This is a genomic window from Chengkuizengella sediminis, assembly GCF_010078385.1.
In the GTDB taxonomy this organism is placed as follows: domain Bacteria; phylum Bacillota; class Bacilli; order Paenibacillales; family KCTC-33759; genus Chengkuizengella; species Chengkuizengella sediminis.
The window spans coordinates 112,116-138,151 of sequence record NZ_SIJC01000009.1; the positions used below are offsets into that span (position 1 = coordinate 112,116).

A 26,036-nucleotide genomic window follows, 5' to 3' on the forward strand; every position below is an offset into this window, starting at 1 on the left:
CCTAATATTAACTTTTTTTATATTATTTCTTAAAAAGAAAAAACCATCCAAAGGATGGTTATAAGAATTATTCAAATACGCTTAAAAATTGTTTGGTACGTTCCTCTTTTGGATGATTAAATATTTGATCTGGATGCCCACGTTCTACTATATAACCACCATTTATAAAAATAACCTCATCAGCAACATCCTTAGCGAAACGCATTTCATGTGTGACAACAATCATCGTCATCCCTTCTTTTGCAAGGTTTTCCATAACTCTTAAAACTTCACCCACAAGCTCAGGATCAAGTGCTGAAGTCGGTTCATCAAATAACATCACTTTTGGTTCCATTGCCAAAGCTCGTGCAATCCCAACTCGTTGTTGCTGTCCACCCGATAATTGAAAAGGATAGTAGTCAATCTTGTCTGCTAGACCTACTTTTTGAAGGAGATCTTCAGCTTTTTCTCTTGCTTCAGCTTTTGGGATTTTTTTCACTGTAACTGGTCCTTCCATTACATTTCCTAAAGCGGTCATATGGGGAAATAAGTTATAACTTTGAAATACCATCCCAGTTAAAGAACGAAATTGTGCCACTGATTTTTTAGAAACAGATCTTGAAAAATCTAAAACATTTTCATCTATTTGTATTTTGCCTTCTGTAGGTGTTTCCAGAACGTTTAAACACCTTAATAAAGTAGTTTTACCTGATCCAGAAGGTCCGATTAAAACCACGATTTTACCTTTCTCTATGTTGAGGTCAATCCCTTTGATTACTTCTAGCTCACCAAAGTTTTTAACTAAACCGTTTATACTTATCATATAACTAACTCCTCAAGATTACTTACTATGAAATAAATCTTTCTAATCTATTTTCAATTTTATCTTGCAACAGAGATAATATAAAACAAATAACCCAATAAATAATGGCTGCTTCTATATATAACAATAAAAATTCATATTCTTTTGCTGCAATTTGTTGTGCTTTACGAAACAGTTCCGTTACAAGAACTAAAGATGCTAATGATGTATCTTTGACTAAACTAATGAATGTGTTGGACAATGGGGGAACAGATACGCGAGTTGCTTGTGGTAAGATGATTCTTTGTAAAATTTTAGTATATGACATTCCAATGGAGTAACCAGCCTCCCATTGTCCTTTAGGAATAGAGAGTATAGAAGCCCTAATAATTTCTGATCCGTATGCTCCTACATTTAAAGAAAATCCAATAATGGCAGAAAGGAATGGATCAAGTGTAATTCCGATATTTGGTAACCCATAAAAAATAATAAACAACTGAACGAGTAAAGGTGTACCTCTAATAATAGAAACATAAACTCTAGATAAACTTTGTAAAAATTTAATTGTAGAAATTCGTGCAACTGCGGATAGGACGGCTAAAGTTAATCCAATAATAAATGAAATGATGGTCAATGGAATTGTATAGTACAAAGCCCCCTCCAATAATGGGATTAGGGAGCTTTGAGCTAAGTTATACAATTCAGTGGATTTTTCTGAATTTATAAACGAATTATTTAGATACATCTTCACCAAACCATTTCATTGAAATTTCTAAATATGTGCCGTCCTCCATCATCTCTTCAATTGCTTTGTTGATGGCTTCAACTAATGTCTCGTTTCCTTTTCTTATCAAAATACCACTTGGAGATTTCTCTTCAATCGTAGGAATGACTTTGATGTTTTCCTCACCTTTTTGTGTTATATAATCCAACACTGTTAATCGATCATTTATCGTGATATCTACTCGATTTGATTGTATAAGTGATATGGCTTGTGTAAATCCTTCCACAGGTTCAATAACAGCACCATATTCTAGAGCTATACTTTCATAGTTACTTGTTAAAGATTGTGCAGAAGTTAGTCCTTTGATATCCTCAACACTATTGACAGCATCATTATCTGCTTTTGTTACAATGACTGCAGAAGAAGTAATATATGGAATTGAAAAATCATACTTTTCTTGACGATCTGCTCTAATTCCTACTTGATTGGCAATCACATCAAAACGTTTAGCATCTAATCCTGCCATAATACCATCCCATTGTGTTTCCAAAAACTCGGCTTCAACCCCTAAACGAGCTGCAATTTCACGAGCAATTTCTACGTCAAACCCTGTCAATTGACCACTATCATCATGGAAAGTAAATGGTGGATATGTACCCTCAGTACCTACTTTTAAAACACCACTTTCTTGAATAGATACCAATAAGTCTGCCTGTTCATTAGTTGGAATCTCAGTGTCCACAGCGGGTTCATTATTTTCATCCGCTTGTCCACAAGCAGTTATTATCATTGCGATAATAGTTAGAAAAGATAATACTATAGTTCTTTTTTTCATTATTATTACCTCCAAAAGTTAAAATTGAAATGAAATTTTAGAACAATAATCCAAACCATACTATACCATAGTCGGTTTAGATATGAAACTTAGTAACGATAATGTTGTCAGCACAGGATGTGCTGATGTCTATGTTCACCCAGCTCATGGATGTGCTGGTGCCAGAATTGTCATATGAGGTGACAGTTTATGATTGGCCACATGGAAGTGGTGTGATCTTAATCGACCATCATTGTAACTTTATTCATTAAAAATAAGTTACCGAGTTTTAATATTCTCGGTAACTTTTTGGCTTCTATACATTATTCATGGAATTAGAAGTTTGGTTATTATTGTAAATCATAATTAACATCTGGAGTGAAATTATTTCCAGCGTTCCAAAGTAGGAATTCATTTACGCCTGTATCATGCAGCGCTCTTATTTGTTCTTCCACTTCTTTTTTTCCATATGGTATGTAACCTTTAACCCATGATGCAGTAAAATCTTGAATCCATGGTCGAATGACTGGTTTATGTTCCTGAATTTCCTCAAGTTTTTTATGGGTGTCAATCATTGATCCATAAATGGTTATGTATGGAGCAGCATCAGGAACTGTAGAGCCAAACCAACCTGTAGAATAGTGACTTGGATATACCATAGGACTAATTACATCTACATATTGTGAGATTTTATTAAAATCCTGACCAATTCCTTCAGCAGCTGGAACAGAAGCGGCGTACCCAAAAATATCAACAGAAATACGGACTCCTAGTGGATTAAGCTGTTCACGAGCATATTTCACAAAATCTGCGACGACATCGGTTCGAGAGATGTCTGTTTTGTGATAAGTTAAAATATCTGCTCTATTCTCAAAACCTTCAGGAAAACGAACATAATCAAATTGAATTTCTTTAAATCCTAACTTTGCAGCTTCTTTAGCAACTTCAACATTGTATTCCCAGACTTCTTGTGCATAAGGATTTACAAACCCATCACCTCGTCCATTGATCCATACTGAACCATCTGAGTTTAAAAAAGATAAATCAGGTCTTTGTTTGGCAAGGACGGAATCTTTAAAAACTACAACTCTTGCGATAGGATATACATCGTGAGATTCTAATGTAGACATTAGATCATTCACATCTTTAATAAACGGTTTAGTATTCCCATATTTTACAATTTCAGGATTCTCTGATTTGTAAGTTACATATCCGTAATCATCTTTGATATCAACGACAATGGAGTTGAGTTCAGTTTCATCGATAAGTTGTAATATAGTGTCTAACTTACTGCCACCGTTTGCAGTATATGCTGTAGAATAAACGCCTTTAATATCAGGAATTCCTTCTGGTTGGGGGTCTTTTTTTACCCATTCTTCAGTTCCAATGTTTTCATCCATGGGATAAGTGATTGAATCTTCCTCTACAACTGAATTTCTAAATTGAACTGCATTTTCTAACAATTGTGCTACAGATTGATTTTGTTGGATATTCTCGTTAGCATTTCCCCATAATGTGAATAAAAGTGCAAATATAAGTTCCATTATCTTCCCCCAATTCGTTGATGTAATAGTATTATTATATGATACTTCCGTGTAATCGAACAGAGAAATTTTTATGTTTCTTTGCATTTTTTTTACATGCATTGAACAATGTTTTAGAAAGATCTTCCATAAGTCTAATTGCTATTTCAAATAGATAATAAATGGATTGATCATTTGTAATCCTTTATATAACTGTGATATGATTGTACATATCTAAAAAAGATGATGGCAAGTGTTTCCTTGCTTAAGGGAAATGCTTTTTTTAATGATAGAAAAGTATGATTTCTACTCAAGTCGGCTCATGAAACAGCAGAAACATAAGGTAGTAAGTTTGTTTCGGTCCCCTAAAAGAAGTCGGATTTTGTTAGAGCGCTTCGTCATTTTTTTGGGATATCTAAATGACTTACATAACATAACTTGTCGGTTATTTATGAAAAATTGCAATTGCAAAGGAGTTTGAACTAGTTTTGACAACATTCAATGATTTCAAGCTTGAACGAACAGTCATTCAAGCAATACAAGATTTAGGGTTTGAAGAAGCAACACCAATACAGACCCAAACCATTCCAGAAGCTTTATCAGGGACGGATTTAATTGGTCAAGCACAGACTGGAACGGGAAAAACAGCTGCGTTTTCCATACCTTTAATTCAAAAGATTGAAAAAGAAGAGCAGAAAATTGTTTCATTAATTATGGCTCCAACTCGTGAACTCGCCATACAGGTTGCTGAGGAAATCAATAAGTTATCCAAATTCAAGGGGATTCGTTCCTTACCTATTTACGGCGGGCAGGACATCGTAAAGCAAATACGTGCCTTAAAGAAAAAACCTCAAATTATTATCGGTACACCAGGAAGGTTATTAGATCATATTCGTCGTAAAACGATAAAATTAAGTGATGTTCACACAGTAATTTTAGATGAAGCTGATGAAATGTTAGACATGGGATTTATGGAGGATATTCAGTCCATATTAAAATTAGTGCCAGAGCAGCGTCAAACGATGTTATTCTCTGCAACGATGCCTCCAAACATTAAGAAACTTGCACAGCAGTTTTTAACGAATCCAAAACATATTTCTGTAGCACCTAAGAAAGTAAGTTCACCTAATATCTCTCAATATTATATTGAGCTTCATGAAAGGCAAAAATTTGAAGCATTAGGCCGATTGCTTGATATGGAATCGCCTGATTTAGCTATCGTATTTGGTCGAACAAAACGACGTGTTGATGAGTTGTCAGAAGCCCTCAAAAAGAGAGGTTATCCAGCTGATGGACTACATGGAGATTTAACACAAAATCAACGTGATCAAGTCATGAGAAAGTTTCGTGATGGAAGTATTGATGTATTAGTAGCTACAGATGTAGCGGCTCGTGGATTAGATGTTTCTGGTGTTACTCACGTTATTAACTTTGATTTACCGCAGGATCCAGAGAGTTATGTGCATAGAATTGGACGTACAGGTCGTGCAGGTAAGGAAGGATCTGCTTGGTCGTTTGTTACTCCAAGAGAAGCGGATCATCTTCATTTTATTGAAAAAGTGACTCGTCATAAAATATTCAAAAAGCCATTACCAAGTTTTTCTGAAGCGCTTGAAGGTAAACAAAAAATTATGGCTGAACGACTATTAAATGTGATCCAATCTAAAGAGTTTACACAATATAAAGGAATTTCCATCCAACTTTTAGAGGAATATGATTCTGTAGATATATTAGCTGCAGCATTTAAACTTCTTACTGGTGATGATAAACAAGAAGTAAGAATCCAATTAACTCCAGAAGAGCCAATACGCGGAAAGAAAAAAAGACAACCGTTTAGAAGGCGTGTTACAGGTTCCAATAATGGTAGTTCAAAAAGTGGTGGAGGATACAAAGGCAACAGCAATAAAGGCAATAGTTACAAAGGTAGTGGCTATAAAGGCAGTAACTCAAGTTCAAAATCATCTCGATCTCGTTTTAATGAGAAAGGTGATAAAAAACAATATCAAAAAGCTGGAAAACATATGTAATTTAAAGTGGCTGTTGAGTTCATTCTCAACGGCCTTATTTAAAGACATGAATAATAAAAAAATACATAAATCAGTAATTTTGTTGCAAGGGAGGTTATGATATGGAAACTAATGGTATTATGGGTGGACTTTACCGTGCCTCTGAATGGATCATGAGGTTTTCTGTTACTAATCTTTTATGGTTACTTTTTTCTTTACCTGTTGTTTTTTTTCTTCTAACTTCTTTTATCATGGAAGAAACAAATCAATTCATTATGAATTTAATTATGATAGGAATACTTTCACCATTTACATTATTCCCTGCTACAGGTGCAATGTTTGTAGTAGTTAGAAAATGGTTATCAGATGAAGAGGATGCTCCATTATTTAAAACATATTTTAAAGGGTATAAAGAAAATTATTTGCAGAGTATGTTAGGCGGTATCATCTATTGTGTTTTATTTACGGTTATGATCGTTAACATTAATTTTTATAATAATCTCGAAAACGGTTTGCAGTTTTTATCTTTGTTTATTTTAATCCTCTTAGTAATAGCTATCATATCATTATTTTATTTTTTCTCATTGATGGTTCATTTACATTTGAAACTTAGGGTGTTGATTAAAAATGCCATAGTACTAACTATCGGGAAGCCATTATATTCTCTTGGATTAGCATTTACAAATTTTGTAATATTGTACGTAAGCTTTCAATATTTCACTTTTCTTATTGTTATTTTCATGGGAAGTGCGATGGCATTTTGTTCGTATTTTTATTTCAATATGTTATTTCAAAAAATACAAGTTCTACAGGAAAACAGTGATAGTGAATAGTCAATGACATCAATATATCCATGATATGGCTACACTGCATCAATAAGTTCTGTTTTGTTAATTCATCCCTATAGGTTTACTTTCTTATCCGAAATGATATAATATAACTACAACATAATCCTGCGATGTTCGTTCAGATTCTAAGTTGTTTTGAACCAATGACTGTTTCACGGGACTCCAATAAATAGTATAGCTGTCATGCCCCAATTCAGGGGACTTCAAAAGTATTGTTGAGGAAACCCACCTGCGAGAGCGGGTTCATGAAACACAGGAATCGTACGGCATAAGCGGGTATTTTTTCAAGAAATAACTGTAAATTAACCCCAAAAATACTAAAAAAAGTATTTTTTATAAACCATTTAATCAAATGAAAGTGATATATTTGTTCATTTGGTCCTATCTTTAAGTTGCTGAATAGACGCAAAAAAATATGGAGGTGCTAGAATGAATAACATTCTTAAAGTCAGCTTCTTAGCATTCCTAAGCTTTTCGCTTTTGTTCAGTCCATTAATGTACACTCAATCTCATGCTTTTACTGAACAAATTATGGATGTTGGAGCTAAAGGTCAAAACGTAATTGATTTGCAGAAACGTTTAAAATATATTGGTTTTTATGCAGGAGAAATTGATGGTATTTACGGTTCAGAAACAAAAGAAGCAGTTAGGAATTTTCAAACGAAATTTGGTTTAGAACAGGTAGATGGTATTGCTGGTGAGAAAACAGGAGAGATGCTTTTAAAAGCATCTAAAGATTTATATCTTATTCCAGCCGGACCCCAACTAAATACAGAATTTAGTTCACAAGATATCCAGTATATGGCACAAGCTGTATTTGGTGAAGCTAGAGGGGAATCGTATGAAGGTAAAGTTGCTGTTGCAGCAGTTATTTTAAACCGTGTTGAACATCCTGATTTTCCTAATACTGTTAAGGGTGTAATATTTGAAACAAGAGCATTTACAGCTGTAGCTGATGGGCAAATCTGGTTAGAACCGGATGCAGAAGCATATAAAGCTGTATATGATGCGATTAATGGTTGGGATCCTACTAAAGAAGCTATCTATTACTTCAATCCTGATACTGCCACTAGCGAATGGATTTGGAGTCGTCAACAAATTACGAAAATTGATAGTCATATTTTTGCTTATTGATTTTCTACTTTTTCTTCGTTCTGAAGTCTGATAAGATGATAGAAATAGGAACGGGGGAAATGTGTAATGCTAAAAAGAAATTTAATAGGTTTATTTAGAAGTTTTGAGCAAACTGGTGATAAGGCAAAATATCCAGGTCTTGAGACTAGAACTTTTAAAGTTCCTAAAGATAAATTATGGGACGAGCTCATTTATGTTTTGAAACAGCATAAAATTAAAATCGTTCATGAAGTGAAAAGTGTTGGAGAATTGATTATAGAAAAAAGAACAATATCAGGAAGAGTGCAGGACGTAACCATTACTTTATATGATATTAACCCAATTAAAACAGCGATTGATATTTATTCAGCATCAAGAGGAAATTTTGGGGATTTGGGTTCTAATTATCGAACGATATTGGATCTTTTAAAATTAATTGATCAAAAATTCGCACAATTTAAGGAATAATGAAAAAAACAGCTAGAGGTAAAATCCTTCTAGCTGTTTTTTTAATTTGTAGATACGAATGCTGTTCTCTTGTATTGGTTAAATTAAAGTTATACTAATTTTCTTACAGCGTTAATTGCTTCTTCGTAATTTGGATGGTCTGTCATTTCTTTTAAATACTCTGTATACTGAATTGTATTATTTTCATCAAGTACAAAGATCGATCTCATATCTAAACGAATTTCTTTAATTAGTACGCCGAAAGCTTCACCAAATGAATTGGTCTTATAGTCGGATAAAGTAACAACCTTATCCACACCAGCTGCTCCACACCAGCGAGCTTGCGCCATTGGAGTATCTGCACTAATGGTTAAGATAATAACATTATCGCCAAGTTCAGCAGCAGCTTCATTAAATTTACGAGTTTGTGCATCGCACACTCCAGTATCTATAGATGGAACAACACTAATTAATTTCACCTTTCCATCATATTCTGAAAGTGAAACCTCGGTAAATAAGTCTTTGTTTACTTTAAAATCTGGTGCTTTATCTCCAACTTTTAATTCAGGTCCAATTAATGTAAGTGGATTTCCTTTAACTGTAGCAACTCCAGTACGTTCTTGCATCACAATCAATCTCTCCTTATAATATGTAGTAGATAACATCTTCTTAATTATAAACATTCTAAATTACGTTTGTCCAATAAAAAGGAGTAAAAAAATGATATTTTTGCGTTTTGAAAGTTTCCGTGAATACTTAAAGTTATATCCTGTGACTGCTGCCCTTTTAGGACTCAACCTCATCATGTTTATCGTTACTTTTATTCTTTCATTATTTTATGGTGAAATTGTATCATTGTATTTACTAGGTGCATTAATATATCCTTCTGAAATTTCAGATCTCTGGAGGATCATCAGCTCAATGTTTTTGCATGGAGGATTTGAGCATTTTCTTTTTAATGGATTCTCTTTGTTTTTATTTGGACCTGCTTTAGAAAGATTATTAGGTAAACTGAAATACAGTGTGTTATATTTTTGTAGTGGAATTGTGGGAAATATCATTAGTATTGCAGTTTATGGTTCAGAGGTGTTTTCAGTTGGTGCCTCTGGAGCGATCTATGGACTTTTAGGAGCTTATTTATTTATTGTAATATATCTAAAGCATAGGATCGATCCTCAATCAAGAACCACCGTCATTGTAATTTTATCAATGGGTATGATTTATTCGTTTATCAATGAAAATGTGAACATCTATGCCCATATAGGTGGTTTAGCTGCTGGTTTTGTAACCTTTTCATTAATGATAAGAAAAAACCATATTTAAGAAATCATTCTATATTTATTATTTTTATAAAAATGAAATAAAATTGAACTATACTTTGGAGAGATTGATATTGGAACTTAGACAATTAATATATTTTGTGAAAGTAGCAAACAAACAACATGTTACAAAAGCTGCGGAAGAACTTCATGTAGCTCAATCAGCGGTGAGTCGTCAAATACATCAATTAGAAGAGGAATTAGGTGTTAAACTGTTTATTCCTAAAGGAAGAAATTTGCAATTAACCCCTGTAGGTAAACTTTTTTTAAGAAGAATGGAATCAATTATTAGTCAATTTGATAAAGCGGTGGAGGAAGTCCATGAGTTTATGGACCCAGAATTAGGAGAAATACGGTTGGGATTTCCTCATAGTTTAGGGGTAGATTTTGTTCCCCTCCTGGTATCAAAATTTAAAAAGCTTCATCCAAATGTGAAATTTAGATTTAAGCAAGGAAAATATAATACCTTAATAAAATCTTTGAAAAAAGGGGATATTGACTTAGCTTTGATCTCTCCTTTTCCTGAAGATGATGAGTATGTTACAGGTGAGGTATTGTTAACAGAAGAATTATTTGCAATCCTTCCTCCAGATCATGTTTTGTCAAATGAAAAAGAAATTCGTTTAGATCAACTGAAAGATGAATCCTTTGTTTTATTTAATGAGGAGTATTCCTTACGTACTATTGTATGGGATGCTTGTGAAATGGCTGGATTCACACCTAATATTGGGTTTGAGGGAGAGGAAACAGATACGATTAGAGGTTTGGTGGCTGCTGGAATGGGTGTAAGTTTGTTACCAGACATGGCTTTAAAAAGCTGTTTAACTTCTTTACAACCTGCAAAAATTAAAGTGATTGATCCGGTTGTTGATCGTACAATCGGTATAATCCACCGAAAAGATGAAAAACTCCCCCTTGTTGCGGACTTTTTTAAACGTTTTATCACGGAAAAATTTAAAGGCTCTATCTAGAATTCTAAAAGAAGGTACTATAAATCATTCTACAAATATACAAGTAAGAAACCGCTCAATTCATGAGCGGTTTCTTAGCTTTACTTCCTATTAATCTCTATTGTTGTTAAAAATTAAAATGTACTTAAGCAATTCCAGTACAGCCATCGCTGCAGATGCAACATAAGTTAAAGCTGCAGCATTTAATACTTTTGCAACACCACGTTCTTCTTGATTGCCAATATATCCTTCAGAAACCATAATAGCTCTTGCCCTATTAGTAGCATTAAATTCTACAGGCAATGTAACCAATTGAAAGGCAACGGCTAGTGAGAAGAAAATCACTCCAGCTAAGATTAATCCCGTAGCTTCGAACAAAAATCCACCAATTAATAAAAAGGGTGCAGCCCCAGATGTGAAATTTACTGCAGGAAACATTTTATGACGTAATACAAGCATTGGGTAATTCACACTATGTTGAATGGCGTGTCCTACTTCATGACAAGCTACAGAGACTGCTGAGATCGATCGTTGGTTATAAACAGGTTCTGATAGTCTCACTACTCGTTTAATTGGATCATAATGATCAGATAATACCCCTCTAACTGGTTCAACTGGTACATCATGCAATCCATTTGCATCTAACATTTTTCTAGCTGCTTCATAACCTGTTAATCCAGAAGAATTAGCAACTTTTCCCCATTTATTAAAAGTTCCTTTGACTCGAAACTGAGCCCAGATTGTAACACCAAATGCAATGATTATGAGTACATCCATATACCAATAAGTTAATGAAAAAAACATTTTTGATTTCCCTCCATTGTAGTTATAACTTAAAGAAGACGATCCCACTAATTTACATTAATGGTCCTTTATTTAGAAGAAATAATAATGCTTCCATACATGCTGCAGTTTGTGGTGTAAGATGTTTATAAATATTCTTTGCTTGATTCGGTTTTAAATTCTCAATGACAGGACTTAACTCTTTGACATCCTTTTCCACTAATTTTAAATGGTCCTGTAAAGATGTTAATTTTTCTTTGATTAAAGTATCTTCTGTAATTTTATCTAATTGATCAAGTGTATGTTTTATCTCATCTAAAGAATATTTGTCTTTCTTCAACATTTCAATACGTTTTAACCTTTGTAAAGTTTCATCATTATATAATCGATAATTACTTTTTTCTAATCTTTTTATGGGATGTATAAGACCTATTTTTGTATAATAATCAACAGTTCTTGAACTTACACCAGCTATATTGGACAACTCTCCAATTTTATAAAGCTTCATATCCCCATGTCACCTCACCTCACATACATACTCTATTCATTAAAGTGAATCTTTTAATAAACAAGTTAACTACTTATGATGAAGTATTTGTATCATCCTTCGTCTAAATATTGATCATATCTTACTTTATTTTTGAGGCTCACCTATCGGTGAGTATACCAACTTAAGATTCACTTTTAGTGTATATCTTTATGATAATAAATCCTAACGATACAGTCAAACATTTAGAAGTTATATATGAATGAATTCAATCATTTTAGCTAAAAAAACATTCTTTGGTTTTTTTCTTAAAAAGTTAACATTAGATGTTAAATATTGCAGTGTTTCTTCCTAAACACGAACTATATCCAATATAATGCATATTAATTTTCGCAATTAGAATAAAAAAATTTAAAAAAGTATTGTCAAAATCTCTTCATGCCTCTATAATGACATTAAGGTTATCAAAAGATGTCAATTAAACTTACATCAAAATTGAGGAGTGATATGAATGGATTTAACAACGATCGGTTTAAATTCAATTTGGCTAATGCTAGCGACGATTTTAGTCATTTTTATGCAGGGTGGTTTTATCCTGTTAGAAGCAGGTTCAACAAGAATGAAGAATGCAGGTCATGTTGCAGGTAAAACGATTTTTACATTTGGAATCGCAACGTTAGTATTTTGGGCAGTAGGTTACGGATTAATTTATGGTGGTGACGGAAATGCATTTATCGGATGGGGAGATTTCTTCTTAAACCCGAATCCTGAAGCAGTGGATGGAGATGCATATCCTCAAACGATTGACTTCATGTTCCAGTTAGCATTTGCGGGGATTGCTTTAACAATTGCATGGGGTGGATTTGCAGAACGAGGAAAGTTAGCAGCATACTTAATTTTCTCTGTATTATTTATTGCACTAGTATATCCAGTAGTTGCTCACTGGATTTGGGGTGGCGGCTGGTTATCCGAACACGGTAAACAAGACTTTGCAGGTTCAACGGTTGTTCACTTAACAGGAGCGATGGCAGCTTTAGCGGCAACTATACTATTAAAACCTAGAATAGGTAAATTTAATAAAGATGGTTCAGCAAATGAGATTCATGGACATAACCAAGTTTTTACGGCTTTAGGTGTTTTGATTTTATGGGTAGGTTGGTTCGGTTTTAATGCTGGTAGTACTTTAGAAGTTGGAAAAGCGTTCTTTGGATATGTCGCATTAAATACTCAATTAGCAGCTGGGGCAGGTGCGATAGCTGCATTATTAATTGCTTGGGCAATCACTGGAAAAGCTGATGTACCTACAATGTTAAATGGGGCATTAGCTGGGTTAGTTGCAATTACAGCTTCTTGTGCATTCGTTGATCCTTGGGCTGCAGTTGTGATTGGAGTTATTGCTGGCTTACTAGTATTTGGTAGCATGAAGATGTTTGAAAAATTAAAAATTGATGATCCAATTTATGCGTTATCTGTGCATGGTGCAGCTGGTGTCTGGGGTACAATCTCCACTGGTTTATTTGCAACAGAAACACTTGCAGTTGAAACATTAGATTGGGGTCAAGCTGGTTTATTCTATGGTGGTGGATTTGGACAACTAGGAGTTCAAGTTATGGGTGTTGCAGCTTCAGGAGCGTTCGCATTTGTTGCATCCTTCATTATCCTAGCCATTATGAAAGCTGTTATGGGATTACGTGTTACAGAAGAACAAGAAATTATAGGTTTAGACTTAAGTGAACACGGAAGTTATGGATACCCTGAGCAAATTAAACAATCTATTAATTAACGTAAAGGGAACTGCATTATTTGGTAGAATAGAGAAAGTAATATTGGAATTATTGATCATATAATGGGTAATAGCTGAATGTAAGAAATCAGGAGGATGGAGACATGAACTTTACATTTGATGAGTTTAATATAAAAATATCTAATGCTGTGAGTTTTGAACAATTAGGTGAAGAACGTGATCAATTCAATCAAATGATACAAGATCTCCACTCCTCCATAGAACAAATTAAAGATATAAAATTAATCAACCAAATTCATGATTTGTTTATCCAGAGGACCATTACCTTGTCTGAAATCGAATTAAAAGGCAGAGGGTTTGGTCCTCCTCCTGTTTCTTATGAATTTATATTATTTGGCAGTGGGGGAAGGCAAGAACAAACCTTATGGAGTGACCAAGATAATGGATTGATTTATGAAAATTCAAAAAATGATCAAAAAGAGCAAGTGGCTTCTTATTTTAAAGAGTTAGCTATTTGCATTGAGCAAGGTCTTGAAAAAGTAGGGTATCCACCATGTGAAGGGAAAGTGATTAGTACAAACCCTCTCTGGAATAAACCGCTCGACGAATGGTTAGTTAAAATGAATGAATGGTTTGAAGACCCACATTGGGAGCATGTAAGGTATTTGTTGATTTTAGCAGATAGCAGAAGTGTATATGGACAAGGCATACTAGTTAGAAAAATGAAAGAAATTTATTTTAAAAAAGTAACTTCCACTCCACATATCCTAGATAAAATGATGCATAATACTTTGCGTCATAAAATTTTACTTGGCGTATTTGGTCATTTGATTAAAGAACAATATGGAGAAGAAGCAGGAGGTTTAGATATTAAATATGGAGCTTACATTCCTATGGTAAATGGTATTCGTTTATTATCCATTGAAGCTGAGATCTTTGAGACTTCCACATTAGAACGTATAGAAAAATTGAAACAATTAAACCTGGTTCCCGAACGTTATGCTATCGAGTATGAACATGCTTTTTCGAATATCTTCAAGTTAAGATTTAAAACACTGTATAAAAAAGAAAATGGACTGTATACTTCCAATGGAATTTTGAAAGCAAAACAGTTAACAAAAGAACAACGGGAGAAATTAAAAAGCAGCTTAAGAATTGGTAATAAACTACAGAAATATATTAAAAAGAAAATCGATTCATCAAGTTAATTGGGGGATAAAAGATGAAGGAGCAGAAACCTGGATTAGGGAGAATGTGGAACTTATATAAAAAAGGCGGGATTACTCCGGCTGTATCCTCAATGTTCAACAACCAGAATGCCCAGCAAATGGCATTTATTCGTTCTGTCATGAAAAATCAACGAAAAACATCGATCTCTGAAATGCCTTTAAATCAATTAGAAGTTGTTGTTTTTGATTTGGAAACAACAGGTTTTTCCCCAAATCAAGGTGACGAAATTATTTCCATAGGGGCTGTATTAGTAGAGGGAACGGAGATTAAATCTAAAAAAACATTCTATACCATTACAAACCCCAAGAGAGAAATTCCTGATCACATCGTGAAATTAACAGGGATTACGAATGAAATGGCTTTAAAAGGTGCAGAGCTGATTGATGCTTTACATCAATTTTTAGGTTTCGTAAATAAAAGGGTACTCTTAGCACATGGAACGGGTCATGATAAACAATTTTTGAATTCTGCACTTTGGAAAACATCAAGGATTAGACTATCTCATCGAGTTTTGGATACGATGATCATTGGGAAGTGGCTTCATCCTGAAGTTCAAAATTATGACTTGGACACACTATTGAATATATATGATATACCAATAACTGAAAGACATCACGCATTACAGGATTCATTCATGACAGCTCAATTATGGATCAAATATTTACAAAAGATTTTGAAAAAAAACATTTTAACTTTAGGAGATTTATATGCCTACTTAAGTAAATAGTGAGTATAGCTTCAACTGACTTTTTTGCTAGGATGAATGAGAAAAAACACTAGCAACAGAGCAATTGAGGATAAGCTGGTTACAGTAATAAAAACGAGTTGATCAGAAATACCCACTAACCAACTAAATAATGGTGGACCAAAAGCAACCCCTAAAAATCTTAAGCTATTGTATAATGATGTGATCATTCCCCTTTCCTTCCTAGAAACAGATCCTGTAATTAATGTGTTTATACAGGGTAATACCAAGCCCGTACCAATACTACTCATAGTAATAAGGCCAATAAATAAATATATATTTTTATAAAAAAAGATGGTAAACGTTAGAGATATTACGGAAATTGTAAGTCCAATGTTCATTAACCAACGAATCATTATACCGTTCTTTTTGATTTTACTTCCCGTCAAATATGAAGTGAAAACCATTCCTACTAAAGGAATCGCTAAAATAAACCCCTTCAAAACACCATCTATGGAGTAGGGTTTATTCTCCAGAAGATCAGATAGATAAAATAACACCCCAAATAAAATGAATAATGCTAAAGAACCGACAAAAAAAGATGGTATTAACCAATTGCCTTTTTTCTTTAGAATGGTGAAAATATTTCTTAGGTATGGTTTGAGTTTAAGGGCTTTTTTTTTCTTCTTTGGTTCTTTTATGAAAAAAATAACAGCCAATAAGGATAGTAAACAAAAAATAGGAAAAGCAAAAAATGCAGCATACCATACAATAAAAGCTAACAATGAGCCAATGATAGGACTGAGCACCTTCCCAGTACCATTTGCTGCTTCAATAAGCCCTAAAGCTTTGCTCTCTGTTCCGCCTTTAAAAAGGTCACCCACTAAAGCCATAGCAATGGGAGCTGTTCCCGCCGCCCCTAACCCTTGTATAATACGAGCGATTAAAATCAAACTATACGAATGCCATACAGCACCAAAACCTGCTAAAATGCCTCCTAATCCGTATACAATTAAAGATGGGATGATGATTATCTTCCTATTGAATCGATCAGATAAATAACCAAGTACAGGGATAAACAAGCCTGCTGACACAGAAAATAAAGTGATTGTTAAACTCGTTTGAAATTGGGTTATATGTAATATACGTTGCATATCAGGTAATACAGGAATAATCATGGAATTACCTAAAACTAAGACAATGGGTACAGTAGATAAGGACATGAATAATAAGAAACTTCCCTTATTTTGCTCAGCACTTTTGTTTTTTTTCACATTATTCTGATGTATAGGAAATGAATCTATGTCACTTTCGAAAAAAATTTGCAGTTTCTTTTTTTTCGTTTTAAACATTTGATGGCTCCTCATAATAAATCATAAATAACAGACACTTTTGTTAATGTTCCCGCATGAGCAATCATCATACGTTTTTAGTATAAAAAAACCCAAAAATAGGATGCATAAACCTATCTTTGGGTTTTACATATTTTTATGGGTATATTAGTGATTGATTAATCCTAATGTCTCTTGTTTTTCTTCCTCTAAGTTAGACTTTGTTTTTCCAATAAGTCCGTAACGGATACTGTCAACCAATGCCTGCCAACTGGCTTCTATGATGTTCTCAGATACACCAACTGTACTCCAAGTATTTTTAAAATCAGAAGATTCTATGAGTACTCTTACTTTTGCAGCAGTAGCGTCCTTTTCATCAATGACACGTACTTTATAATCTGATAAATGCATCTTCTTAATATCTGGATAAAACTTTTCAAGTGCTTTACGTATTGCATTATCTAATGCATTTACTGGTCCAGCACCTTCAGCAGCCATATAAACGATTTCACCGTGCACATTTAGTTTTACAATCGCCTCAGATGCTACAGGTGATTCTTTAGTTTTAGCTACTAGAATTTTAAAAGATTCTAATGAAAATATCTCATCTAATTCATCAAAAGCTTTTCTTAATAGTAACTCTAATGATGCATCTGCACCTTCAAATTGGTATCCTTGATGTTCTAATGTTTTAATTTCTTCAATAATTTGTTTTGTTTGTGCAGATTCTTTATTGAAATCTAAATTTAACTCTTGTGCTTTGAATAGTACATTACTTTGACCTGCTAATTCTGAAACTAAAACTCTTTGTTTGTTTCCTACAAGTTCTGGAACTATATGTTCATATGTTTTAGGATGTTTCATGATTGCAGATACATGGATGCCACCTTTATGTGCAAATGCTGCTGCACCAACATAAGGTTGATTCACAGGCATATTCATATTTGCAATTTCACTTATATAACGTGATACATTCGTTAATTGTGCTAATTGCTCCTCTGTAATACATTGATAACTTAATTTTAATTGTAAATTAGGAATGATAGAGATTAAATTCGCATTACCACAACGTTCTCCCAGTCCGTTCATAGTCCCTTGGACTTGTCGAGCACCAGCTTCTACAGCAGCTAAAGAGTTTGCTACAGCCAATCCACAATCGTTGTGCGTATGGATGCCGATCGGAGTAGATAAAGTACTACATACTTTGTTTACAATATTAGATATTTCGTGTGGAAGTGAACCTCCGTTTGTATCACATAATACGATCCAATCTGCTCCTGCTTCCTTTGCTTTTTGAATTGTTGATAGTGCATATTCGGTGTTATTTTTATACCCATCAAAGAAATGCTCAGCGTCATAAATAACTTCTAACCCTTTATTTTTTAAATATTTTACAGAATCATAAATCATTTCTAAATTCTCTTCTAAACTTGTTTGAATGGCTTTATGCACATGAAAGTCCCACGATTTTCCGAAGATGGTGGCTACAGAAACTTTAGTTTCTAAAATTCGATTTAAATTCATATCATCTTCAGCTTTAATACCTTTACGGCGCGTGCTGCCAAAGGCAGTCACTTTTGCATTTTTTAAATTAAGTTCCTTCACTCTGTTGAAAAATTCTATATCCTTATGATTGCTGCCAGGCCAACCGCCTTCTATATAGTGAACACCTAACGTGTCTAACTTCCCTGCAATTTTAATTTTATCCTCAACAGATAAGCTTATACCTTCTCCTTGAGTACCGTCACGAAGTGTAGTATCAAAAAGTTTAACTACGTTTGTCATCGGAGTCCTCCTTAGTAACGTTCATAATTTAATCATTGCATAATTATAACACTTTTTTTATTGGTTTTCCCCAAAAATTCCACCCAAATGTTGATAAAAGAACTTTTCTTAAGGTTGGACTTCACTTTTTAGGTTGGTTTATGTAAAATTGTAATGTTAATATAACGATATTATTATTTTAAGAAAATAGTGGAGGATTATAAATATGTCAACTAAACCAACAAGAACTTTAGACCCTGTGGCTAATCCACATCCTGATCGTGATTATGTAGTAGAAATTAAATGTCCTGAATTTACAGCTTTGTGTCCTGTAACTGGCCAACCTGATTTCGCTACGATTACGTTTAAATATGTGCCAGGCCCATACATTGTAGAATTAAAATCATTGAAACTATATATTTGGAGCTTTCGTGATGAAGGTCATTTTCATGAAGATGTAACGAATACGATGTTAAAAGATTTCGTAAAAATGATTCAACCACGTAAACTTGAGGTCTTTGGAGAATTTGGTGTGCGCGGAGGCATTTATACAACCGTTAAAGCGGATTATGAAGAAGGTAAATAATTATTATCCGAAACAAGGGAGAGTGATTCTCCATGTGGATATGAATGCTTTTTATTGTTCAGTACATGAAGCTGAGGAGCCGGAAAAGTACAAAGGAAAACCTATTGCTGTTTCAGGGAGTACTGAACTTCGAAAAGGCATTATCGTTACCTCTTCTTATCCGGCTCGAAATCGAGGGATAAAAACGGGAATGAATGTCAGGGAAGCATTACGGAAATGCCCAGATCTAATATTGATTCGTCCGAATTTCGATTTATATAGAACATACTCACTTCGTTTTATGGATATGGCTCGAAATTATTCACCTTTGGTACAAGTCATGTCCATAGACGAGTGTTTTGTAGATATCACAGGCTCTAAAAAGTTTGGGACCCCTGTAGAAATTGCAGAAACTTTGCAAAAAAGGATTCATTCTGAATTAGCGCTTCCGTGTTCCATTGGAATTGCTCCTAATAAATTATTAGCAAAAATGGCATCGGATATGAAAAAACCGAATGGGATTACAATTTTAAGACTAAGAGATGTACCTAAAACTTTATGGTCTAAACCATGTTCTGATTTATTTGGTATTGGTGAAAGAACTGCAAAAAAATTAGAAAAGTTAAATATTTATACAATCGGGCAATTAGCAGGGGCAAATGAAGAAAAATTATCCACGCGATTTGGAAGCCAAGGACTGATGTTAATTAAGGCAGCAAATGGCTTGGATCATTCCCCAGTGAACCCAGAACGTGAGCAAAATAAATCTGTGGGACATACAACTACACTTCCATTTGATTACACTCAGGAAGAAGATATTAAACGTGTGTTTTTAAATCTAGCGGATCAAGTAACAAGGCGGCTCCGAAAAAAGGGACTCATTTCAAACACGATTCAAATTACAATACGTGATCCTAATATGAAAACAATTACTCGTTCTAGTACCATTTTACAATCTACAGATCAAACAGAAACAGTATATCATGAAGCTTGTAGATTGTTTCAAAACAATTGGAAGCAAAACGAACCCGTTCGATTATTAGGAATTACTTTACAAAACTTATCTTCAAAGCAAGAATCTCCACAGCAATTAGATCTGTTTGAATATGACACTGCACCTAAAAAGGAAGAGTTAATCAAAACGATGGATCAAATTCGAAACAAATATGGAGAGGATTCATTGCTGACTGCAGGGATGTTAAGTGAAGATCCGTCCGCTTTAATTAGAGATCATAAACATCGAGGCACTTCTTTGCAAACTGACTTTCTAGAAACCTCTAACAAAGATGAGAATGAGGAATGATTTAGAACATATTATTTTTTAAAAATTCCAAGACATGAAACCTTTCTTTATTAACCTAATTATGAATTGTTATAAAAAGGGCACAATAAATTACTGCAAAGCAATTGAACTTTCCATTAAATTATATTATATTTGTTATGGAAAGTAATATCTTGGACTTTTTATATAAAGGGAGATGAAATCATGGCAAAATTTACTTATGTCGATAAAGAAACTTGTATAGCTTGTGGAGCTTGCGGTGCAACTGCGCCTGATATTTATGATTATGATGATGAGGGTTTAGCAGAAGTAATCTATGAAGATGACAACAACAAAGGTGTAAAAGAAATTCCAGAAGATCTTCATGATGATATGCAGGATGCAGCAGATGGGTGTCCAACAGATTCCATTGAAATTGCTGACGATCCATTTAATAAGTAATGATTAAAGACCTCTTCACATAGAAGGGGTTTTTTACACTTTAATAATTTAAAAAATTTATTTAAAGTCTTCACCCTTAGGCTCGCCAATCGGCGAGTTTTCTTTATTGGGTACATATATTGTGAAATAAATCACAAATATTATTAACAGGATATGGTATTATTTTTATAATGTAAGGAAAGTTAACTTAAAAGGTGTTTACAAGTTTGAGGTCTCCCATTTATAGTAGAAAGAGTTAAAAAGGTATACCAATGAACGGATCATCATTTAGAAAAGTGGAGGAATGTTATGTTTTATAAAAAAATAGTTAAACCTATATTTTTTAATATGGACCCAGAAAAAGCGCATCATGTAACTATAAATGGAATGAGTCTGGCTAATAAAATACCCGGCGCCTTGTCATTATTAAATGGGTTATATGGAGTGCCTGAAAAAAAGGAATTATCTCAAAAGTTATGGAATATAAATTTTTCAAATCCAGTTGGACTAGCTGCAGGGTTGGATAAAAACGCTGTCGCTGTACAAGGATTTTCTTCTATAGGTTTTGGTTTTATGGAAGTTGGAACAGTTACACCTAAAGGACAGCCTGGAAATGAGCAACCTAGATTATTTAGATTGCCTTCGGATAAAGCACTGATAAACCGCATGGGATTTAATAATCTAGGTGTGGATTCAATGGCACATCACTTACAAAAAGTGTATACTAAAAAAGTACCGATAGCAGTGAATATTGGAAAAAATAAAATAACTCCAAATGAAGAAGCAGTAAAAGATTATCAAGTATGTATTCAACGCTTGTATTCCTACGGAGATTTTTTTGTTGTGAATATCAGTTCACCAAATACTCCGAATCTGAGACAACTTCAACATGGGGAAGAATTAAACCAATTACTTCAAACAGTAACGGATGAAATGAGCATCCAACATCAAAAATCTGGAAAAGAGGCAAAGCCAGTATTAGTAAAAATTGCTCCAGATTTAAGTGACGAAGAATTAGAAATGACCATACAAAGCATTTTAAAACATCAAATTTCTGGTGTTATTGCAACGAACACTACTTTATCTCGTGATGGACTTTTACATACTCATGCACGAGAAACAGGGGGATTAAGTGGGAAAACACTGTTCCACCCTTCTACTGAAATCATTCGTAAAATTTATAAAATATCTAAAGGTAAAATTCCTATTATTGGATCAGGAGGGATTTTTACAGCTGAGGATGCATATGAGAAAATACTAGCTGGTGCGAGTTTGGTTGAAATATATACGTCTTTAATTTATAAAGGTCCATCAGTTATACGTGAAATTAATGCTGGTTTACTGAATTTATTAAAAAATGATGGTTTTACAAATATATCTGAAGCGGTAGGTGCTGAACACAAGTAAATGAACAATTATGCTTCAGACATTTAATACGGGATAAATGGAGGTATTATATGGATGGAAGGGATTGGAGGAAGTTTTTATATCCTTATGAACAATCTGTCGATGAATTGAAGGTTAAATTTAAATCCTTACGTACCGAATTAAAACAAGTAGAAGAGTTTTCACCCATTGAATTTGTCACAGGTAGAGTAAAAAAGGTTTCCAGTATATTACAAAAAGCGAGAAAACTTAACGTATCAATGGATCATCTGGAAACAGGGATTGAGGATATTGCAGGAATTCGAATCATGTGTCAATTTGTAGAAGATATTGAACGGGTTGTAGAGTTGATACATGAAAGACAAGATATGGATGTAGTTAATGAAAAGGATTATGTAAACAATAATAAACCTAGTGGATATCGAAGTTATCATGTGATCGTGGAATATCCTGTGCAAACCGCATTAGGTGTTAAACGTGTGTTAGCTGAGATTCAGATTCGTACGTTAGCTATGAATTTTTGGGCTACAATTGAACATTCATTAAACTATAAATATAAAGAAAAGTTGCCAAAAGAAGTAGTGACAAGACTAGAAAAAGCGGCTGAAGCTGCTTTTAAACTTGATGAAGAGATGTCAAGCATCCGAGAAGAAATAGTGGATGCACAAAAGGATTTTGCCACAAAATCGGATCTTGTTTATAAGGTGTTAAGTGAGATACAAGTTTTGTTCTTTTATAGGAGAGTGAAAGAGGCGGCTGCTTTTCAATTAAGATTTAATGAGATTTGGGAAGAAGAGGATTATCAGAGTATGTGGCAGCTTTCAGAAGAAATTCAATCAGCTCTTTCCTCAGCGAAAGGAGATCATCCTTAACTTGAATGCTTACGATTCTTTATATGTTGAGTATCTATACTATTTTAATGTAGAACGTGATTATTTTGAATGTCATGAAGTGTTGGAAGAGTTGTGGTTAAATGAGGGAAGATCCCCTATTTATCAAGGGCTTTTACAGGTTGCTGTAGCGTTGCACCATTTCAGCAACAATAATGTTGCGGGTGGAGTTAAACTTTTTAGTCTTGCTTTAGAGAAATTGGAGATCAATGAGAGTTTAGCAGATGAACTTGGTATTAACTTAGCGAACTTAATTGAAGATAGCAAAACGTATTTAAGTAAGTTGGAACAATATGAGAGTCATCCATTTTCTTTTTATGATTTGGATATTATAATTACGGATACAAATTTACAACAGGAAGTACAAACCTTAATTAAAAACCCACCAGCTAAACATGATGAAATGGATGAATAACAGTGTAAAATCAAATACATAAGTAAGATCATCATTTTAGTTTAATCTTTTTTACGAAGAAAATAAAAAACCGCTAGGCGGTTTTTTTGTTTGCACTGTATATGATTTGCTTATTTATAGTCAGTTAAAAACTGTTTGTATTCCTCAGCTTTTGCATCATCAGAAATACCACCGACAAGGACATCTTTTTGTTCTCCATTTTCAAAATAGATGATTGTTGGAGTGGATTGGATATAATTCCATCCTTGTTCAAACTCCCATACGTTATATTGATACAATTCTACACCAACTTCTTCTGCGATTGGATTTAGAAGTGGAGTAGTATATTCACAATGAGAACATGTAGGTGAAAAGAAATACACGAAGAAACTATCTCCATTTTCTTTTTTCTCTTCATATTGATCAGGAAGAATAATGTTCTGGTAATTTTCATCTGATAGTTGTTCCCTTGTTTCTGGTTTTAAGTCTTTAGGTGAAGTTTGATACAATCTTTCAGCATCTTCTTCATATTTTACATAAGCCTGATTTTCAGAAAGTTGATTAACAAAATATAATGATGCAATTAATACAATGACAATAGATGAATATATAATTAGCTTTTTCATAAAACACCCCTATCTCAGATTCTTAACATCATTATAATATAAATCCAGGACAGAGTGAACGTTATCCAATATTTTGTCATATTAAGTACAAATGTTATAAACAATGTTTATTAAAGTGGATAGTTCATGAATAAAATGGATAATCTATGATTGTATGTTTTACAATTTATGTGGAGGCGATTAACATGGTCGATGTGATGATTAGACCTGACATGAGAACATCTAGTGGAGAAGTAAGTGATATTTTACTGCATAACAAATATGTAGGAACATGTTCAATTGTGTATCGTGAAGGGGAAAGAATTGCAGGTTCTGTTCAGCTTGAGGAACAATCATTAGATCGATTTGAGAAAGATAGAGTAACAAGTTTTGTAAAAACTTACATTCAGTCTTTGATTGATGCGTTGCATGTGGATGAGTGTGATGTCATTGTAAGTTACAGTGATTACGACCATGTCATTGCAACTGAAGGTAATGTCGGAGAAATAGAAGAGATCATTGAAGTAGATGAATACTTTTATGACAACGATAATGAGCAAGTTATGATTGATTTTTCAGATGAAGATAATGAGAGTATTCAAGGGTATGAACTGATGATTGTGGGAGAAAGAAAAAATGCAGTAGAATATCATGTATACAATGAGGATAAACAATGGATTGCAGAAGCGTTTATGAGTATATTTGGAACAGATGTAGTTGGGGAAGTGAATTGGCTTAGAGATCCAACAGAAGATGAGTTAAATGATGTAACAGAACTGATCATCTCCGATTTTGACGACGAAGAAATGGATACTTTTATGATCGATATGACTTATCAAGATCAACTGCTAGAAACCCTTGAATTAACACATGAGGAATTGCTTGAAGATACAGAATATACAATGACCTCAGAATATGCTGATGGTGACTTTAATATTGTATTAACGAGAGATGATAATGAAATATTAACTTATGATATCTACAGGTCTCTGAATCAAGGTGAACTTCCATTTGGAAGAGCAACTATTGATATTAGTGAATTAGAAGTTGTGGGTTCTATTGATGTAATCGATCCAGGAATTCCGGAAGAAAGAGAGCAAATAGCAACATCATTGATGAAGGAAATTGATAAGGTATGTGACTACAATAGCTTTAATCTTACAATGATGTATCAAAATAAGCCTATTGATGAGATTATGTTAGAAAATGATCAGATTCATTAATGAAAAATAACATAATGAGATCTCACTTATGTTTAATACATCATTAAACTCGCCAATTGGCGAGTTTTCTTTTTTTGTAGCAGAAATTTTTACCGGTATTCAAGTCAAATTCCTTATGATATTCTAAAAAAAACCAACATTTTCTTATATTTGAGGAGAACTCTTTTTTTTCTTTACAGAAAAATGTTACAGGCTGTTAAAAGCATGTTATGATATAATATGTTTGAATTTTTAAGATAAGGGATGAAAGTCATGAGTTATGAAATACCAAAAAATGTACAGCTTTTGGGTACAGATATACAAAAAGAACAATTAAAATATCATACAAAAAAAGTACTGGTCTCTAAAGAGTTTACTTTCGATAGTGCACACCATTTACATTGTTATGAAGGAAAATGTCAAAGTCTGCATGGACATACATACCGATTACAGGTCATTATGTTAGGAGAAACGGATGAAAGAGGCATTGTCATAGATTTTGCAGATATTAAAAAAATAACGAAAGAAAAAGTAATAGATACATTAGATCATAAATATTTAAATGATGTATTACCATCGATGAATACGACAGCTGAAAATATGGTCGTTTGGATTTATGAACAAATTAAGGAAGCTCTGATTGATGAAGGCTGGGCACCTATGGTCACCTTAGAAGAAATTCGACTTTGGGAAACACCAACTAGTTATGCGTCTGTGACAAGAGCTTTAATGGAGGAATGATC

The 26,036-nt window shown here is 33.7% G+C and carries 28 protein-coding genes and 1 other RNA gene; 19 read left to right on the forward strand and 10 right to left on the reverse strand.

Annotated features, from left to right (window positions below; genetic code table 11):
• Nucleotides 1–67: 67 nt before the first annotated feature.
• Genes EPK97_RS16785 through EPK97_RS16795 form a run of 3 tightly spaced genes read right to left on the reverse strand, consistent with a single transcriptional unit; the run spans nucleotide 68 to nucleotide 2,340 of the window.
• Nucleotides 68–802 (reverse strand): amino acid ABC transporter ATP-binding protein, encoded by a 735-nt coding sequence (locus EPK97_RS16785; RefSeq protein WP_162037779.1) that lies wholly within the window; start codon nucleotides 800–802, stop codon nucleotides 68–70.
• Between the two features lie 25 nt (nucleotides 803–827).
• Entirely contained in the window at nucleotides 828–1,526 is a 699-nt protein-coding gene (locus EPK97_RS16790; RefSeq protein ID WP_162037780.1) for an amino acid ABC transporter permease, read from the reverse strand.
• Entirely contained in the window at nucleotides 1,513–2,340 is an 828-nt protein-coding gene (locus EPK97_RS16795; protein WP_162037781.1) for an amino acid ABC transporter substrate-binding protein, read from the reverse strand. The genes EPK97_RS16790 and EPK97_RS16795 overlap by 14 nt, the downstream gene beginning before the upstream one ends.
• A 125-nt stretch (nucleotides 2,341–2,465) precedes the next feature.
• Between EPK97_RS16795 and EPK97_RS22255 the strand changes: the two genes are divergently transcribed.
• Nucleotides 2,466–2,591: a hypothetical protein gene (locus EPK97_RS22255; protein ID WP_276609514.1), complete on the forward strand. Its 126-nt coding sequence runs from the start codon at nucleotides 2,466–2,468 to the stop codon at nucleotides 2,589–2,591.
• Between the two features lie 78 nt (nucleotides 2,592–2,669).
• Here EPK97_RS22255 and EPK97_RS16800 read toward each other — a convergent pair whose 3' ends face one another.
• Nucleotides 2,670–3,863: a putative glycoside hydrolase gene (locus EPK97_RS16800; protein WP_162037782.1), complete on the reverse strand. Its 1,194-nt coding sequence runs from the start codon at nucleotides 3,861–3,863 to the stop codon at nucleotides 2,670–2,672.
• 467 nt (nucleotides 3,864–4,330) lie between these two features.
• Between EPK97_RS16800 and cshA the strand changes: the two genes are divergently transcribed.
• The 5 genes from cshA (at nucleotide 4,331) to EPK97_RS16825 (ending at nucleotide 8,277) form a co-directional block, all read left to right on the forward strand.
• Entirely contained in the window at nucleotides 4,331–5,869 is a 1,539-nt protein-coding gene (cshA, locus tag EPK97_RS16805) for a degradosome RNA helicase CshA (protein ID WP_162037783.1), read from the forward strand.
• A 101-nt stretch (nucleotides 5,870–5,970) separates the two neighbouring features.
• Nucleotides 5,971–6,681 carry a YesL family protein gene (locus EPK97_RS16810; RefSeq protein WP_162037784.1) on the forward strand — a complete coding sequence of 237 codons (711 nt, stop codon included), beginning with the start codon at nucleotides 5,971–5,973 and terminating at the stop codon, nucleotides 6,679–6,681.
• A gap of 114 nt (nucleotides 6,682–6,795) precedes the next feature.
• A non-coding RNA gene (gene ssrS / locus EPK97_RS16815) (6S RNA) lies at nucleotides 6,796–6,979 on the forward strand.
• Between the two features lie 146 nt (nucleotides 6,980–7,125).
• Complete coding sequence (gene sleB, locus EPK97_RS16820; protein ID WP_162037785.1) at nucleotides 7,126–7,830, forward strand: spore cortex-lytic enzyme; 705 nt, start codon at nucleotides 7,126–7,128, stop codon at nucleotides 7,828–7,830.
• Nucleotides 7,831–7,896: 66 nt separating this feature from the next.
• Nucleotides 7,897–8,277 (forward strand): DUF1499 domain-containing protein, encoded by a 381-nt coding sequence (locus EPK97_RS16825; protein ID WP_162037786.1) that lies wholly within the window; start codon nucleotides 7,897–7,899, stop codon nucleotides 8,275–8,277.
• 89 nt (nucleotides 8,278–8,366) lie between these two features.
• Here EPK97_RS16825 and tpx read toward each other — a convergent pair whose 3' ends face one another.
• Nucleotides 8,367–8,885, reverse strand: a complete 519-nt coding sequence (gene tpx, locus EPK97_RS16830; protein ID WP_162037787.1) for a thiol peroxidase — start codon at nucleotides 8,883–8,885, stop codon at nucleotides 8,367–8,369.
• Between the two features lie 91 nt (nucleotides 8,886–8,976).
• Between tpx and EPK97_RS16835 the strand changes: the two genes are divergently transcribed.
• Entirely contained in the window at nucleotides 8,977–9,579 is a 603-nt protein-coding gene (locus EPK97_RS16835; RefSeq protein ID WP_162037788.1) for a rhomboid family intramembrane serine protease, read from the forward strand.
• Nucleotides 9,580–9,649: 70 nt separating this feature from the next.
• On the forward strand, nucleotides 9,650–10,546 hold the full coding sequence (gltC, locus tag EPK97_RS16840) for a glutamate biosynthesis transcriptional regulator GltC (protein ID WP_162037789.1): 897 nt from the start codon (nucleotides 9,650–9,652) through the stop codon (nucleotides 10,544–10,546).
• Between the two features lie 90 nt (nucleotides 10,547–10,636).
• Here the strand turns inward: gltC and EPK97_RS16845 are convergent, their stop codons facing one another.
• Nucleotides 10,637–11,329, reverse strand: coding sequence for a zinc metallopeptidase (locus tag EPK97_RS16845; RefSeq protein WP_162037790.1), 693 nt, complete (start codon nucleotides 11,327–11,329; stop codon nucleotides 10,637–10,639).
• Between the two features lie 52 nt (nucleotides 11,330–11,381).
• Nucleotides 11,382–11,816, reverse strand: a complete 435-nt coding sequence (locus EPK97_RS16850) for a MerR family transcriptional regulator (protein WP_162037791.1) — start codon at nucleotides 11,814–11,816, stop codon at nucleotides 11,382–11,384.
• A gap of 490 nt (nucleotides 11,817–12,306) precedes the next feature.
• Here EPK97_RS16850 and EPK97_RS16855 point away from each other — a divergent pair, with 490 nt between their 5' ends.
• From EPK97_RS16855 to EPK97_RS16865, 3 genes are all read left to right on the forward strand, one after another.
• Nucleotides 12,307–13,578, forward strand: coding sequence for an ammonium transporter (locus tag EPK97_RS16855; protein WP_162037792.1), 1,272 nt, complete (start codon nucleotides 12,307–12,309; stop codon nucleotides 13,576–13,578).
• Between the two features lie 104 nt (nucleotides 13,579–13,682).
• The gene (locus tag EPK97_RS16860) at nucleotides 13,683–14,747 is read left to right on the forward strand and encodes a DUF294 nucleotidyltransferase-like domain-containing protein (RefSeq protein ID WP_162037793.1); all 1,065 of its coding nucleotides are present in this window, start codon (nucleotides 13,683–13,685) and stop codon (nucleotides 14,745–14,747) included.
• A gap of 14 nt (nucleotides 14,748–14,761) precedes the next feature.
• Nucleotides 14,762–15,496: an exonuclease domain-containing protein gene (locus tag EPK97_RS16865; RefSeq protein WP_162037794.1), complete on the forward strand. Its 735-nt coding sequence runs from the start codon at nucleotides 14,762–14,764 to the stop codon at nucleotides 15,494–15,496.
• Nucleotides 15,497–15,507: 11 nt separating this feature from the next.
• Here the strand turns inward: EPK97_RS16865 and EPK97_RS16870 are convergent, their stop codons facing one another.
• Nucleotides 15,508–16,806, reverse strand: a complete 1,299-nt coding sequence (locus tag EPK97_RS16870; RefSeq protein ID WP_162037795.1) for an MFS transporter — start codon at nucleotides 16,804–16,806, stop codon at nucleotides 15,508–15,510.
• Nucleotides 16,807–16,953: 147 nt separating this feature from the next.
• Nucleotides 16,954–18,570 carry a citramalate synthase gene (gene cimA, locus EPK97_RS16875; protein ID WP_162037796.1) on the reverse strand — a complete coding sequence of 539 codons (1,617 nt, stop codon included), beginning with the start codon at nucleotides 18,568–18,570 and terminating at the stop codon, nucleotides 16,954–16,956.
• 205 nt (nucleotides 18,571–18,775) lie between these two features.
• Here cimA and queF point away from each other — a divergent pair, with 205 nt between their 5' ends.
• The 6 genes from queF to EPK97_RS16905 all read left to right on the forward strand — a co-directional run bounded on the left by queF (nucleotide 18,776) and on the right by EPK97_RS16905 (nucleotide 23,507).
• On the forward strand, nucleotides 18,776–19,135 hold the full coding sequence (gene queF / locus EPK97_RS16880) for a preQ(1) synthase (RefSeq protein WP_162037797.1): 360 nt from the start codon (nucleotides 18,776–18,778) through the stop codon (nucleotides 19,133–19,135).
• Nucleotides 19,119–20,417: a DNA polymerase IV gene (locus EPK97_RS16885; protein WP_162037798.1), complete on the forward strand. Its 1,299-nt coding sequence runs from the start codon at nucleotides 19,119–19,121 to the stop codon at nucleotides 20,415–20,417. Before queF ends, EPK97_RS16885 begins: the two co-directional genes overlap by 17 nt.
• A gap of 183 nt (nucleotides 20,418–20,600) precedes the next feature.
• The gene (locus EPK97_RS16890) at nucleotides 20,601–20,837 is read left to right on the forward strand and encodes a ferredoxin (RefSeq protein ID WP_162037799.1); all 237 of its coding nucleotides are present in this window, start codon (nucleotides 20,601–20,603) and stop codon (nucleotides 20,835–20,837) included.
• 288 nt (nucleotides 20,838–21,125) lie between these two features.
• Nucleotides 21,126–22,223, forward strand: coding sequence for a quinone-dependent dihydroorotate dehydrogenase (locus tag EPK97_RS16895; RefSeq protein ID WP_162037800.1), 1,098 nt, complete (start codon nucleotides 21,126–21,128; stop codon nucleotides 22,221–22,223).
• Nucleotides 22,224–22,273: 50 nt separating this feature from the next.
• Nucleotides 22,274–23,074, forward strand: coding sequence for a GTP diphosphokinase (gene yjbM, locus EPK97_RS16900; protein ID WP_162037801.1), 801 nt, complete (start codon nucleotides 22,274–22,276; stop codon nucleotides 23,072–23,074).
• Between the two features lies 1 nt (nucleotide 23,075).
• Complete coding sequence (locus EPK97_RS16905) at nucleotides 23,076–23,507, forward strand: DUF309 domain-containing protein (RefSeq protein ID WP_240903859.1); 432 nt, start codon at nucleotides 23,076–23,078, stop codon at nucleotides 23,505–23,507.
• Nucleotides 23,508–23,617: 110 nt separating this feature from the next.
• On the opposite strand, the gene EPK97_RS16910 is transcribed toward EPK97_RS16905, so the two are convergent.
• Nucleotides 23,618–24,112 carry a thioredoxin family protein gene (locus tag EPK97_RS16910; RefSeq protein ID WP_162037803.1) on the reverse strand — a complete coding sequence of 165 codons (495 nt, stop codon included), beginning with the start codon at nucleotides 24,110–24,112 and terminating at the stop codon, nucleotides 23,618–23,620.
• Between the two features lie 185 nt (nucleotides 24,113–24,297).
• On the opposite strand from EPK97_RS16910, the gene EPK97_RS16915 reads away from it, so the two are divergent.
• Complete coding sequence (locus EPK97_RS16915; protein WP_162037804.1) at nucleotides 24,298–25,314, forward strand: hypothetical protein; 1,017 nt, start codon at nucleotides 24,298–24,300, stop codon at nucleotides 25,312–25,314.
• Between the two features lie 252 nt (nucleotides 25,315–25,566).
• Nucleotides 25,567–26,034 (forward strand): 6-carboxytetrahydropterin synthase QueD, encoded by a 468-nt coding sequence (gene queD / locus EPK97_RS16920; protein WP_162037805.1) that lies wholly within the window; start codon nucleotides 25,567–25,569, stop codon nucleotides 26,032–26,034.
• Nucleotides 26,035–26,036 lie beyond the last annotated feature (2 nt).